We start from the raw sequence: 13184 nt of genomic DNA, 5'->3' as shown, positions 1-13184 counted from the left end.
TGAATTGAGGTTGCGATGACGAACGAGCAAGAAAACGAACCCCATTTTGGAGAGAATGAAGTGCCGGGTCGCACCCGTTCGCATCCGATGCCTTCGTCCCGACAATCGGAGCCAAAACCCAAGTTGGAACTAAAGGATTCGGTTATTTACGGGATCGCATTCTTTTTATTGGGTTTAGTGGCCATTGTTGTGGTGAGTGTCCATGTTTCCGCTTCGCCGATTCTCCCGATTCTCGTGGTCGCGTTCATACTGGGAACTTTGGTACTGATGGTCAAGGTTCTGGGTTTTCGCCAAACGTTGTTTGTCTTCTTAAACGGGGGGTTAGCCCTTCTTGCATTGTTGGGTTTTGCCCTATTGGTTTTGGTGGGTGGGTGCCTGTTGTTGGTGTAAACGCGACCCTTGGGCGCCCAACGCGGATCACATGGGTTAATGCTCGGGCGCGGTTTCGATGGCGACCGCCGGGCCGACGCCTTCCGGTTCGCGAACCGAATCGACCATTTCCTTAACCCGTTCGCTGGGTTCCGCGCAGAAGGGGGTGAGCGCCAGGGTGACCGCCAGGTTGAGCAACATGCCGAGCACACCGATGCCTTGCGGGTTGATGCCGCGGTCGAGGAAGCCGAAGGTCCAGGGTTTCATGTCGAAATAAACCACGCCGAGGATGTAAAAGGCGGTAAAACCGATGCCGCACAACATCCCCGAAATCGCGGGCACGGTGCCGACCCGTTTGGTGAAAATCCCCAAAACAATGGCGGGGAAGAAACTGGCGGCGGCTAGGCCAAATGCAAAAGCCACAACCTGGCTGACAAAACCGGGCGGGTAAATCCCAAACAAACCGGCGATCACCACGGCGACACCGATCACACCGCGACCCACCAACAGGCGTTTCTTTTCGTCGGCTTGGGGGTTGAGGATGCGGTAGTACAAGTCGTGGGCCACGCTGGAAGAAATCACCAGCAGCAGCCCGCTGGCGGTGGATAAGGCGGCGGCCAAGCCGCCCGCCGCAACCAGGGCGATGATCCATGCCGATAGCTCGGCCATTTCCGGCGTCGCCAGTACAATGATGTCGCGGTCGGGGCCGGAGAAACCCTTGGCTGTTAAGAAGGCGCGGCCGTCCGTGCCGGTTCCGCCGCGGGTTTCAAGCCACAGCTTGTGCGCGGCCAACACCGAGGCGAGTTCGGTGGCGGACAGGTTGCCCGCGCGGAACATTTCGTTGTCGGCGCCTGCCGAGTAGCGGACCTTGCCGTCGCCGTCGTCGAGCCACAGAATCAAACCGGTTTGTTCCCAGTTTTTGTACCATTCCGGCATCTGTTCGGCGGTTTTGCCGTTGAGGCTGACGATCATGTAGTAACGGGCAAAGGCGGCGGTGGCGGGTGCGGTCAGGTAAAGCAACGCGATGAAAAACAGCGCCCATAAGGCGCTCCAACGCGCGTCTTTTACCGATTTCACCGTGTAAAAACGCACGATGACGTGGGGCAAACCCGCGGTGCCCAGCATCAAGGCCAGGGCGACCAGCATCACGTTTACCTTGTCCCAATTACCGACGAAGGTTTGGGTGTAGGGGTGAAAACCCAGATCGGTTTGGATTTGGTTGAGCCGTTCGAGGAGGTAGATGGTTTGGCCGTCGGCGAGTTCCGGCCTGAGCGTGGCGCCCAAGCCGGCTTGGGGCAGGGGATGGCCGGTCAATTTGATGCTGATGGCGATGGCGGGAATGAGGAACGCGGTGATCAAAACCCAGTATTGGGCGACCTGGGTCCAGGTGATCCCTTTCATGCCGCCGAGGGTGGCGTAAATGAACACAATCGCCATGCCGATGACGACCCCGACGCTAATGTCGACCTCGAGGAAACGGCTGAAGACGATGCCCACCCCGCGCATTTGGCCGGCGACGTAGGTAAAGCTGACAAAAACGGCGCAGAGGACCGCGACCAGGCGGGCGGGTTGCGAATCGTAGCGGTCACCGATGAAATCGGGTACGGTGTAGTGGCCGAATTTGCGCAGGTAGGGCGCCAGAAGTAGCGCGAGCAACACGTACCCGCCGGTCCAACCCATCAGGTAAACGCCGCCGGCGTAACCCATGGTTGAAATCAAGCCGGCCATGGAAATGAAGGAGGCGGCGCTCATCCAATCGGAGGCGGTGGCCATGCCGTTGGCGGCGGCGGGAACCCCGCGCCCGGCGACATAAAAACCTTTGGTGTCGCGAACACGACTCAGCCAGGCGATGCTCAGATAAAGCGTGAAGGTGACGCCGACAAACAGATAGGTCCAGCTTTGCACATCCATGGGGTTACCGTCCTTCCTGTTCTAGGGCTTTCAATTCGCGATGGTGAAGCGCGTCGAGGCGGTTCATGGCCATGCAATACACCCAAATGAGCAGGACAAAAACGATGATGCTGCCCTGTTGGGCAAACCAAAAACCCAGCGGGTAACCAAACCATTGAAAGGTATTCAGCGTGTCGGCCCACACAATGCCGCAGCCGACGCCGGCGAAGAGCCAAACGGCGAGCAAGCCGCTCATGAGCATCAGGTTGCGGCGCCAATAACGATCGAGTAACGCCTTGGCGCGGGGATCCTTGGCACGGGACGAGGGACCTTGGCCGGTGGGTGCTGGGTCCGGCGGTACTTCAGCCATAGCGGAGCTCTCTTTTCCAGGATTGCACTCGGCAATCGGTGGACGGATATAAAAATAGGGCGAAGAGATGGGAACTACTATAGCTGTTTCAAGGCGTTGGAACAAATGTTTGGGCTGGGTGGGCCTGGAATTTTTCCGTGCGTGCAGAAGGCGACCGCGCGGCCGCATCCGTGGCGGTGCGCGGTCCGAACACGTTTAAAAAAGAGCGGGTTGGGCGACTTAGGAATGGGTGACCATGTCGTCGAACAACTCGCCTTTCATCAGGAACAGCGGCGATTTGTAGTACATCTTCAGATCGTGGATGGGATCGGTGAAGATTTTCGCGGCCCAAACGAACCCGGTCAGGGCGTTGTAAATGAAAAACAGGTGGATGGTGCGGAACAAAACGGCAATGGGGCCCAAGTACAACCACAACAGACCCACGTTGTTAATGTAGGTCATCTTGTCCTGGGGACCCTTGAAGTAACCGAAAAAGCTGGGATCGAAATAGAGCAAAACGGGGATCGCGAACCAGACGGCCAACAAAATGCGTTTGCGCTGGAGGTTGTAACCAATTTTGATGGCTTCTTTGTGTTGGTGTGTCGCCTGATTCACGTTGTCGTAGCCTTTGGGCTCGAAAAAGAAATGGCCGATTTGGCGCAGCAACATGGCGACGATCCAGCCCAAAACGGCGGCGGCGGCCGGACTAACGAAAATCAAGCCGTAGGCGGCTAGGAAACTGATTGCACTCATTAAATGCAACGTTTGGTTAATCCGGCTTTGGTGATAGTAGCGGTGATCGTCCCAACGTTGCTCGTGTAACTGTTCTAAAAAAGTCATAATCGCCCTAATCCTCGGGTAATGGTCTTGAATACGGAACCATCCGCCGTCGTGCCGGCGGGCGCCGCTTTCTTCCTAACGCAACCAAGGGTTGCGTTCCGTTCGCACTTCGCGGTTGCCGCGAGAAAAGCGCTGAAAGCTCAATGAACCAACTCTAGCCAAGCATCTTGAGAATTGAGTTAAATGCAAGTGAGGCAATGAACCTAATTGGTTCCAACTAAACCACCAAACCCGTTGTGGTTGGGCAAACTCTCTAACCTGCAGCCGGCAGGGTTTTACATGCGCCGCGGCGGCAGAAATCGTCCACGCGGCGGCTGGATTGTGAAAAGAACCAAGGCAATTGTGACGGCTCGGTAGGGGCCGAATGGTGCCAATGTTGCTTTGGGTTTAGCGGGTACCCCGGTGGTCGATGTTGTGCGGTAGGTAGGCGAGCGGTTGGCCCATGCGGAGCAGCGCGCCCTCGGTGACCTCGGGCCGGCATTGAAACCCCTTGGGGAGGAAGGCGATGATGGTGGAGCCGTGTTGGAAATAACCCATCTCCTCGCCTTTCTGGAAATCGGCGCTGCAATGGATGCGATTGGGGCCGCGGTATTTCAGCTCCAACGGGTGTTCCAAGAAGTGGAGTTGGATGCTCGCCACCAGGATCGCGGCAACCGGCACCAGGGTCATGCGCAGCGCGCTGTTGTGGAGGCGAATATCGATCACGGCGCGTTCGTTTTTGCAGTAAAGCCGTTCGACCCGTTTGAGGGCGATGGGGTTGACGTTCCAGGTATCGCCGGAAATATAGGTCACGCGATCCACGTGGCAGTCGTAGGGTGCGTGGAAGCGGTGGTACATGGTCGATTTGAGCCGCAGGGTGATGTAGGTGCCGTCGCGGTAGCGCTCCACCAGCGTGGGGTCGGGGAGCAGGTCTTGCAGCGTATAGGGAAACCCTTTGGTTTGGTAAAGGGTGGTGCCTTCAATATTGCCAAGCGCGCCGACAACCGCGTCGCAGGGGCTGCACAGCAAATCGGGGTTGGTGTCGACGGTGCGGGCGCCCTCCTTGAGTTCGCGAATGAAGCAATCGTGGAGGCTTTTGAACTGGGATTGCTTGGCCTCGTGGAGGTTTAAATCGTCCTCTGCGAACATTTGCCAAACAGCCAGGGAAAAACGACGCACCATCGGTTGCTCGATGCGGGAAAACCAGCCCATGAACTGGGTGGCAAGCCGGCGGGGGATGCGGTTGGTCAGCAAAAAGTTGATGCGTTCTTGTTGCGTCAGGCGCTTTAACGGGATGATAGGCTCGGCTCCAAATGAAGGGGGTCACCTTCGCGTTTGACCTTTGTGGTGCGGATCTAAAATCGGGGTGACGCCCAGGGTAGGTTTTGGTTCCTACCCTGGTTCGAGCGGTTGGTACCAAAACACGCATCGGTTGTCGCGGGTCGAATGATCGCGTGTGGGGACAAGCCCTTGTTGCGAATGAATCGACGCCGTTTAACTTCCCATACCATCGCACATTCTTTTGGTGGTTTGTGTGGCGGTAAGTCGAAGATTTGGTGAGAAAACGATGGGGTGGGGGGCCGGGGTTTTGGTTTTGAATCACGTTTCCCCGCTTTCGCCGCCGGCGGCGTCGGGGTGCTGTTAAATTGTGTTAAGATCGCGGGGTCTTTCTGTAGTTTTCACGACCTCGGTCACCGTCAGATTGGGTGATGTGGTTCGCCTCGCGACCTGGCTCGCCGCGCGGTCGTTTGTGATGGGTGACGACGTTTCGGCCATGGGCGACGGGAAACCCGTTCGGGCGCCGACGTGGTCGCTGTTACTTCGGGAGAAGGTGGAAACAAGGCGCCCGGATTCGAAGGGTTTGGCTGTTTTCCTTTGCGCAAGAAGGGAATGGGACGGCGGTGAGGCGGCTTGTTTTTGTTTTGGGATGGGTGAACGAGTAGGTTGGTGGCGGTGTTCCGGCACGACAACCACAAGACGGGGTAATGGGGAGCGCATGTCGCAACAGGTTCAAATGTTTAACAAAATGATCGCCAACCTCTTGGTATCGAAGAATGTAGTACCGAAAGACTTGGTGAAAGCGGCCTACCGACAGGTAACGCCGACCAAAGATGTCGCCCAAGTTTTGTTGGAATACGGCACCATCAATGCCAAACAGGCCCAACAAGTCCGCCAGTATGTTCAGGAGCAAATGCGGCGCAAGGCGGCGGCGCCGGAACAGCCTGCCGCCCCGGGGCCGCCGGACAACGCCATTCCGCTCTCGGCGCCGATCCCGGACGAGGTGGTGCCCAGTTCGCAACCGGTCCAAGCGGTTCCGGTCGCGCCGCAAAGTGCGCCGCCGCAGAGTGCGCCGCCGCAGAGTGCGCCGCCGCAGAGTGCGCCTCCGCAGAGTGCGCCGCCGCAAAGTGCGCCTCTGCCAAGTGCAGCTCCTCAAAGTGCAGCGCCGCAAAGTGCGCCCGCGAAGCCACGGCCGGCGGCGCCTGCTCACGGATCCGACGAATCGCGTTCGTTGCCGATTGAGTTTCGCGAGGGGCGGGGTGACGGCGATCCCACCGTTCCGGTCCCCGAAAAAATTAACCGTACCCACGGCATGACCCAGATTTTGTTGTACGCCCGTCGTCGCGATGCATCCGATGTGCACCTCTCTGTCGGCAACCCGATCACCCTGCGTTTGTTCGGACGTTTGGTGGCGATGGATCGTGAGCCGCTCGGCTACGAGGATGTGCAGCGGCTGATTTACGAAATTTTGAGCGAAACGCAGCGCGAACAATTTGAAACCACCGGCGACCTGGAGATGTCCTTTAGCTTGCAAGGCGGCGGCCGGTTCCGCGCGACCCTTATGCGTCGCCGCAACGGCATTGATTTCACCGCCCGTTTGGTACCGCGCGGCATTCGTTCCTTCGAACAACTAGGGATGCCTGAATCCTGTAAGTCCCTGACCAAATGGGCGACGGGCATGGTGCTGGTTACCGGACCGCTGAGCAGTGGTAAATCGACCACGCTCACCACCCTGGTCGAAATGGTGAACCGCGACCGCAAGGACCACATCATCACCATCGAAAACCCTATCGAATTTGTCTACACCCCTGCTAAATGTCAGGTTACCCAGCGACAAGTGGACTTGCATACCCTGAGTCAGGGCAATGCGTTGCGGGGGGCGTTGCGGCAAGACCCGGACATCATCGTGGTCAGCGAATTGCGCGATTTGGAGTCGATTCGTTTGGCCGTAACCGCCGCGGAAACCGGCCACCTCGTGTTCGGCACCATGAACACGGCCAATGCGACCCGCACGGTAAACCGCCTGATCGATTCCTTCCCGCCGGAGGAGCAGGAGATCTTGCGGGTGATGGTTTCGGAAAGTTTGCGCGGTATTATTTCGCAGCAGTTGATTCCCCGCAAGGACGGTCGCGGTCAGGTCGCGGCCTTTGAGGTGTTGATGGTGACCCAAGCGGTCTCCAACATGATCCGCAAAAACGCGACCCACCAGCTTGAATCGGCGATGGTTTCGGGGCGTCAAAACGGGATGGTGTTGTTGGATAACTCGCTGATGGAGTTGGTGCAAAAAGGCGTGATCGAAGGTGTTGACGCCTTTAAACGCGCATCCCAGCCCAAGAAGTTCCTCAAGTTCGCGCCGGAAGAATTGCGAGGTAGATACAATGGCTAGTATTGATGTGTTGTTCGACGAAATGCTGTCGCGCAAAGGATCCGACCTCCACCTGGAAGAAGGTTTGGCGCCCAAGATCCGTCAAAACGGGGAGATTGTGCCCCTGGCCATGCCGGAGCTCACGCGTGAGGCCATGGCCGGTTACCTCAGTGAAATTTGTGGCGACGAACCTTGGCATCGCTTCATGAAAACGGGTGATCTCGATTTTGCCTATGAGTTGGGTGATCGCGCGCGTTTTCGTGCCAATTACTTTCGTTACGCGGGCGGCCTCGGCGCCATTTTTCGCGTTATCCCCAGCAAAATTCTGTCGCTCGATGATTTAGAAGCGCCCGCGGTTTTTAAAACCTTCGGCCAAGTGGCGGCCGGTCTGTTTTTGGTGACCGGCCCCACGGGTAGTGGTAAATCAACGACCTTGGCCGCGATTATCGACCACATCAACACCAACCAAGCCGACCGGATTATCACCATTGAAGAGCCGGTCGAATTTATGCATCCCAAGAAAAAATGCATGATTTCTCACCGCGAGGTGGGCGAGGATACCGATAGCTTTTCCTCCGGTCTGCGTACCGCCATCCGCAGCGACGCCAACGTGATTCTGGTCGGTGAGATGCGTGACCGCGAAACCATCGAATTGGCCCTGACCGCCACCGAAATGGGGATTTTGGTATTCGGGACCCTGCACACCAACAGCGCGCCCAAAACCATCGACCGCATCGTCGACGTGTTCCCGCAAAACCAAAAGAACCAGGTGCGCACCATGCTGTCGTTTTCGCTGCAGGGCATTGTGGCGCAACAGTTATTGCGCAGTGCCGACGGCTCCCGGCGCTGGGCCGCCCACGAGATTTTGCTGTATACCCCGCCCCTGCCCGGCATTATTCGCGCGGGCGACAGCACCAAACTCTACTCCTACATCCAGACCGGTCGTGCCTACGGCATGATCACCATGGATGATTGTTTACAGGAGTTGGTTAAGGCAGGCAAGGTTTCCAACGAGGAAGCCTTCAAAAAAGCCATGGACAAGAAGCGGTTCACCAAGTAGAGGGATTGCGGTGACGCCGCGTATTAAGACCTAAGCAGCGCGGCTGATTCGGGGTGACCGAACGCGGTAGGGCTCATAACGCCGCGCCCAAGCGCCGATAGGTTTTTTGGGCGGGTTCGGGATTTCGTTTTTCGGCGTCGCGACCCCCGGTCCATGCGTTAGAATCAGCCAAGCGCTTTCGCCCCAACCCACCAACTTGCCGACGACCAGCGAGGACGACTGTTTATGGCACATTCCGACGCTTCCTCCGATGAGGCGTACCAGGCCCCAGACGAGGCGTATCAAGCTTCAGGCTACCAACACGCCGCTTTTTCGGCCATTAATGAAGTCCCTTCCCTGCCGATTGAGTTCAGCGAAGGTGTGCTGATCGCCGACAAATACAAGGTTGTTCGGCATTTGGGTTCGGGTGCGACGGGTGACGTGTATTTGGTGGAAAACCCGGTGGGTTTGAAAGAAGCGCTGAAGTTGCTGCCGAGCGGTTTGGCCGAGTCCAGCCATGCGCGCGACATTCTCATTCACGAGCTGTCGTTGTTGCGTAACCTCCACCACGAGAACGTGATGGGTGTGTACGACATCGATTTTTTGCCGAACACGGAACGGGTGTACTTTACCTCGGAATACCAAACGGACCACAACCTTTACGATGTGTTTCAAAAAGCGCGCGCCTCGGATCAGCGCCTGCGCCCTGAATTTGTGTTGGTGTGGATGAGTGATGTGGCCAAGGCTTTGGCCTACATTCACGGCAAAGGGGTGGTTCACGGGGACATCAAACCGAACAACATGTTGCTCGACAAAAAAGGGCGCATCAAATTGTGCGATTTCGGTTTTGCCTACCGCTTGTTGCCGGAGCGCGGCGATTCGATTCCCAGCCGTCACCAGATGGAGGTGGGCGGCACCATTATGTTTGCCTCGCCGGAGCAGCGCGATCAATTGATGCACCAAATCGATACCATGGTGGGCGCGAGCAGCGATGTGTATTCCTTCGGGGCCACGCTTTCGTTTTTGTTGAGCGGTGGGTTCCCGGATCCCGGTTCACCCTCGGCGGTGGACGTACTCAACCGTCGCGTTACTGACCGCATTAACAAATTCATCGCGGCCTGTTGTAAAAACAACCCCGAAGAACGCTACGCCGACGGTTCAGCCCTGCGAAAAGCCTATCTAGAGCTTTTGCAGTATATTGCGCGCCAAGATAACAGTTTTTTTAGCGGTGATTTGGATGCCTTTGTCAAAGAGTTGAGTGAAGCAGACGGGTCGCTTTCCAATATCACCTTGGAACGGGACTTCTTTCCCCAGGATCTTCTGGAATCCCGTGAATCGCCGATTTGGCACCGCGCGTTGTTGGGGGTGCTGCTGATTTTGAGCTTGGGTTTGGCCGAACTCAATTTTAACCTGCTGGGATTGCGGAGCGCCGAAAGCCCGCCGGCCGTTGGGGCCGCTGCAACGGGTCATCCGAGTGTGCCCGCCGCGGGGACCAGTCGGGCCGAGCTGATTGAAGCGCGGCGCCGACAGCGTGCGGCGAGTGGCCGGGACGCCTCGGACGTGAATCTCGTTGGGGACCGACCGGAACACGCGGTGGAAAACCCGTCGTCGCGGCGGGAGGGGCGCGACGCTGAACCGCCGCATGAGCAGGGTAGCAAGCCGTCTGATGGTTCCGAAACCGCGGTTGCGGCCGGTGACAGGCATGAAACCCAGGCGAAGCCGGCGCGCGACGGGTCCACGGCCGGTGACGGGGAGGACGCCGCGGCATCCACCAAAAGCGTGGCTGAAGAACAACAAGCGGCCGGGGAACCCGACGGTCCCGAGCCGACGAGCACGGGTTTGGATGGGGACGCGACGGGTTCGGTTGCCGGGAACGGCCGCGAAAGCGCGGCTCCAGACAGCGGGGTTGAAGATGTGAAACCCGAGACAGCCGAACCGGCGGTGGAAACGGTCCCGGCCACATCGGCGACCACCCCCGAACCCGCGCCGCGTGAGCGAGAACGCCCGGCCGGGCGTCGTTACATCGCGCTGACCGACGGGCGTTTGATGGCGTATTTGGTGGGTTTGCACGACCAAAACGGGGACGGGGGTTTGGATGTGGAAGAGGCCAAAGCCATTACCCGTTTGGATTTAAGCCGCGAAAAAGGCATTCGCAGCTTGGGTGGGCTCGACCAGCTCCAGCAACTCGAGTTTTTGATTTGCGCCAACTTGGGGCTGACGCGGCTTCCCGACCTGCCACCGCGTTTGCGTTATTTGGATTGCAGCGGCAACCAGTTGACCGAACTCCCCCAAAAATGGCCGCGATTTTTGATGTACCTCAATTGCAGCAACAACCGAATCAGCCAAATCGATTGGTTACCGGAGTACTTGGAAACCCTCAATGTGGCCAACAACCAGTTACGCGGCTTACCGATGTTGCCCGAACCGTTGAAGACCCTTCATTGCCAAGGCAATTATTTTGAGAAAGGGCGTAATTGGGCGCGTGAATGGTTGTGCCAGGCTAATTAACGCCGTCTTTTATCGCCGCGGGTGAAGCTGCCGGCTTGGGTCGTGGTGCGTGGGTGAAGTGCGCGGATGGGAAACGTGCGCGTGAATCACGTTTGGGAAAAATCGGTTTGCGTCGCGACAGGTGCGTAAACGAGCGTGGGTATCTTAAGTGCTTTGAATTGTTGTGTTTATGCTGGTTGCGCGAGGTTTGGAAAGTCTGTTTCCAGAGACTTCTTCATGCTGTTGCGACGGAATTGTTGTGTTTTCTTGCGGTTTTGAATTTTCTTTTTCTGGATTTTGATTATATTGAGCTGTGAACTGGGGATGTTTGCTAAGTATAAGCAAACAATGAAGTTAAATCTCTATAGTTTCTTCGCGATCTTCACAAAATCACCATATTCTTTGTTTGAATTTTCAGAAAATGTGTTTTTGGAATTTTTGTGTGAGTTTGCTGAAGTGGCTGCTTTTTGTGAAGTGCGTTGGCGCAAAGTTGGACCGCGTTCCTTTGCGCAACCAACCTCGATTACCGTTAGCCTGGGGGCGTTATGAACACACATGGTTTACTGCAAAAGACATCCGATCAGCGTTCGGTTATTGATTTGGTGCCGGGCCGGCGGGACTTTTGGTGGGATTATGTGGAGAAAAGCAAGGCGCCCTCGGTGAATGTGGGTTCCTTGGTGACGATTCCCGCCGCGTTGGATGCGCCCCTGTTTTATCAGGCCTATCAGCATGCCTTGCGTGCGCACGACGCGCTTGGGATGGTTTTGGAGCGGGACCAGGCGGGACACAAGCTGGTTCAAGTGCCGCGCGAGGCGGTGCCGATCATGCAATGGGTTGATTGTGGTGAGACGGCCGATCCCTATGCGGCGGCCTTTAGGGATGCCTGCCGTTTGGCCGACGCCCCGTTGAGTCTCTTTAGCGGTCCACTTTACCGCGCGCGCATTTACACCTTGGGACCGGACACCACCGCATGGGCTTTTGTTTGCCACCACATGGTTTGTGACGGTTGGTCGATGGCGATGTTTGTCAACGATGTGTTGGCTACCTACCGCGGCTTGCTCGATTGCAAGGTGGTATTGCCGGAGCGACCCTCGTTCGTTGATTGGGCGCGGAAGGGCGAATTCAGGGTGCCGAAACCGGCCGATGCATACTGGCGCGAGCGGCTGCCCGCGGAAGTGAATCCGCTGTTCGACACGCCCGTGCAGGGGCAACCGGGCGGCCGTGGTTTGTTCGAGTCGACCTGGTCCCCTGAGCGCCAGGACCGCTTACAGGGCTTTGTGGAGACGGATCAAAGTCAAGCGGTTCGTGTTGTTCAGGCCGTTCTGGGCGCGGCGCTCACCCACCTCACCGGAAAGCGGGATTGGTTGATGGGGGTGCCCTCCAGCAACCGGCGAAACCGCAAACAAAAAAATATGTCGGGCCAGTTTGCATCCTGTGGGGTTTTTCCATGGGGTTATGCTGAAACGAATTCCCTCAAAAGCCTACTCGCGGCGATGCGGCGTGACCAAATGGGCGATTACCGTGCCGGGGTGTGCCCGACCTCGGATATCGCGGAAAAGTTGGGTGAAGCCGGTGCTTCCGGTCCGCTCTTCGATGTGAGCTTCAACGCGTTGCAGTTGGGCGACTTCGATTTCCATTTTGACGGCAAAAAGGCCAAAGTCGCCTATGTACCGTTTCAAAACTTCGCGCATGCGTTGGAAGTGGTTTTTACCGAAACGGCACAGGGGGGTGACCGCGCCTTTGTTTACAACTACGACCCACGGGTGTTGTCGGAGGAGGCGGTTCGTTTGATCGATTGCGTGGTAAACACGCTGTTGGATCGCGCCCCGCGCGAGCCGGACCGTCCTTTGGATCAACTGGCGGCGGACCTGCCGATCTTGGCGCCCCTGTGCGAGCAGCGCGTCGCGCCGGTAGCGTCGCCCTCGGTCCACGCCGATCCTTGTCAAACGCGTAAACAAACCGCGGGCGGCCAAATCCAAGCGCGCCACGCGGGTTAGGGTTTTTTGCGGTAGTGGTCGGGTTTGAGGGTTTCGAAGACGTCGTCGGGATATTTACCGTGTTTCTGGAAGTACTCATAACCGCGAATCATGGGTTCAATTAAGGTGTCTTTTTCGATGAAAAGGCGGTCGTCGTAAACCAGCACGTAGGCCGCAAAGTTTTCGTTGCGCTGGACTTTGCCAATGCATTGGAAGTGTTGGCGCTCCTCCCGCCATGCGGCCGGGACCGGAACCGGGTTCCACAGAATTTTTAGGCGGTTGTCCGCGGCGGTGTCCGCCCAGGTTGCACTCGCGGTGTAGCTGGTGTGTAGGATCGGAATCGGGATGGGCCGCGGAAAACGCTGGAGTTCGTAAACATGGCGAGCCTGGCCTTTTTGCCAGGCCTGGATGAGGACAAAAACCAGCCCGATGCCAACCCCGATCACGGTCACCACGGCCTTGGTATTCGCCATCAGTGCGCTCCTTGTGCTTGCTTGGATCCGATCCATTATTTTACCGAAGTTTTTGTAAGAAAGAGCGCGGTGTTTTATGGGGGACGCGGAAAAGCGTCAAAAATTCGTCATTCTGCTGAGTGTGAGGGTTCTTACAGCT

11 protein-coding genes are annotated in these 13184 nt (G+C 57.3%); 6 read left to right on the top strand and 5 right to left on the bottom strand.

Annotated elements, in window-relative coordinates; translation table 11 throughout:
* The first annotated feature begins 15 nt into the window (after positions 1-15).
* A complete protein-coding gene (locus J3U88_RS20540) occupies positions 16-390 on the top strand; it encodes a hypothetical protein (RefSeq protein ID WP_207860851.1) in 375 nt (124 codons plus the stop codon).
* A gap of 36 nt (positions 391-426) precedes the next feature.
* On the opposite strand, the gene J3U88_RS20535 is transcribed toward J3U88_RS20540, so the two are convergent.
* From J3U88_RS20535 to asd, 4 genes are all read right to left on the bottom strand, one after another.
* Positions 427-2280 carry a sodium:solute symporter family protein gene (locus tag J3U88_RS20535; protein WP_207860850.1) on the bottom strand — a complete coding sequence of 618 codons (1854 nt, stop codon included), beginning with the start codon at positions 2278-2280 and terminating at the stop codon, positions 427-429.
* A 4-nt stretch (positions 2281-2284) separates the two neighbouring features.
* Positions 2285-2629 carry a DUF4212 domain-containing protein gene (locus J3U88_RS20530; protein ID WP_207860849.1) on the bottom strand — a complete coding sequence of 115 codons (345 nt, stop codon included), beginning with the start codon at positions 2627-2629 and terminating at the stop codon, positions 2285-2287.
* A 219-nt stretch (positions 2630-2848) separates the two neighbouring features.
* On the bottom strand, positions 2849-3451 hold the full coding sequence (locus tag J3U88_RS20525) for a hypothetical protein (RefSeq protein ID WP_423842073.1): 603 nt from the start codon (positions 3449-3451) through the stop codon (positions 2849-2851).
* 384 nt (positions 3452-3835) lie between these two features.
* Positions 3836-4681 (bottom strand): archaetidylserine decarboxylase, encoded by an 846-nt coding sequence (gene asd / locus J3U88_RS20520; protein WP_207860847.1) that lies wholly within the window; start codon positions 4679-4681, stop codon positions 3836-3838.
* Positions 4682-5423: 742 nt separating this feature from the next.
* Here asd and J3U88_RS20515 point away from each other — a divergent pair.
* The 5 genes from J3U88_RS20515 (at position 5424) to J3U88_RS20495 (ending at position 12593) form a co-directional block, all read left to right on the top strand.
* A complete protein-coding gene (locus tag J3U88_RS20515; RefSeq protein WP_207860846.1) occupies positions 5424-7091 on the top strand; it encodes a type IV pilus twitching motility protein PilT in 1668 nt (555 codons plus the stop codon).
* A complete protein-coding gene (locus J3U88_RS20510) occupies positions 7084-8130 on the top strand; it encodes a type IV pilus twitching motility protein PilT (protein WP_207860845.1) in 1047 nt (348 codons plus the stop codon). Before J3U88_RS20515 ends, J3U88_RS20510 begins: the two co-directional genes overlap by 8 nt.
* Before the next feature lie 225 nt (positions 8131-8355).
* Positions 8356-10617, top strand: a complete 2262-nt coding sequence (locus tag J3U88_RS20505; protein ID WP_207860844.1) for a serine/threonine-protein kinase — start codon at positions 8356-8358, stop codon at positions 10615-10617.
* A 303-nt stretch (positions 10618-10920) separates the two neighbouring features.
* Entirely contained in the window at positions 10921-11145 is a 225-nt protein-coding gene (locus J3U88_RS20500; RefSeq protein ID WP_207860843.1) for a hypothetical protein, read from the top strand.
* Entirely contained in the window at positions 11142-12593 is a 1452-nt protein-coding gene (locus tag J3U88_RS20495) for a condensation domain-containing protein (protein WP_207860842.1), read from the top strand. The genes J3U88_RS20500 and J3U88_RS20495 overlap by 4 nt, the downstream gene beginning before the upstream one ends.
* Here the strand turns inward: J3U88_RS20495 and J3U88_RS20490 are convergent.
* Positions 12590-13045 carry a hypothetical protein gene (locus tag J3U88_RS20490; RefSeq protein ID WP_207860841.1) on the bottom strand — a complete coding sequence of 152 codons (456 nt, stop codon included), beginning with the start codon at positions 13043-13045 and terminating at the stop codon, positions 12590-12592. The genes J3U88_RS20495 and J3U88_RS20490 overlap by 4 nt on opposite strands.
* Positions 13046-13184: the final 139 nt, after the last annotated feature.

The organism is Acanthopleuribacter pedis (genome assembly GCF_017377855.1).
In the GTDB taxonomy this organism is placed as follows: domain Bacteria; phylum Acidobacteriota; class Holophagae; order Acanthopleuribacterales; family Acanthopleuribacteraceae; genus Acanthopleuribacter; species Acanthopleuribacter pedis.
Note: the sequence above shows the minus strand (reverse complement) of the source record. Positions and strands in the feature narration are given on the sequence as shown.